The organism is Pseudoalteromonas piscicida (genome assembly GCF_002744175.1).
GTDB classification, from domain to species: Bacteria; Pseudomonadota; Gammaproteobacteria; order Enterobacterales; family Alteromonadaceae; genus Pseudoalteromonas; species Pseudoalteromonas piscicida_B.
Genome location: NZ_NKHF01000150.1, coordinates 1 through 362, shown reverse-complemented (window position 1 = coordinate 362; position 362 = coordinate 1). Strand labels below are relative to the sequence as shown.

Genomic DNA, 362 nt, shown 5'->3' with positions numbered 1-362 from the left:
CGAGAATTTAGTGCGTCCAACAGCCTTGGCTAACTTGGCTTATATCATCTACACCTCAGGGACAACCGGACAACCAAAAGGCGTGATGCTCACTCAGCACAATGTGCTTTATTATCTTCACGCCTTAACCCGCCAGCTAGGTGACAAGTATCGTAATGTCGACTTTTCTTCTAACTACTGTTTTGACCTGTCGGTGACGACCACCTTATGCCCGCTCCTTGCTGGACAAACGGTATGTGTCTATGAAGGGGATATTCTAGATGCTGCTGCCTTTAGAGTTCATCTAAGTGCCGCGAATGTTGGCTTTGTAAAAACCACTCCGAGTCTTGCCATGGCACTCTTACCTGGTAGCGATGCTCACG

1 protein-coding gene is annotated in these 362 nt (G+C 48.1%); it reads left to right on the top strand.

Annotated elements, in window-relative coordinates; translation table 11 throughout:
- On the top strand, positions 1-362 hold a 362-nt coding region (locus tag CEX98_RS22185), incomplete at both ends, for an AMP-binding protein (protein WP_143484390.1).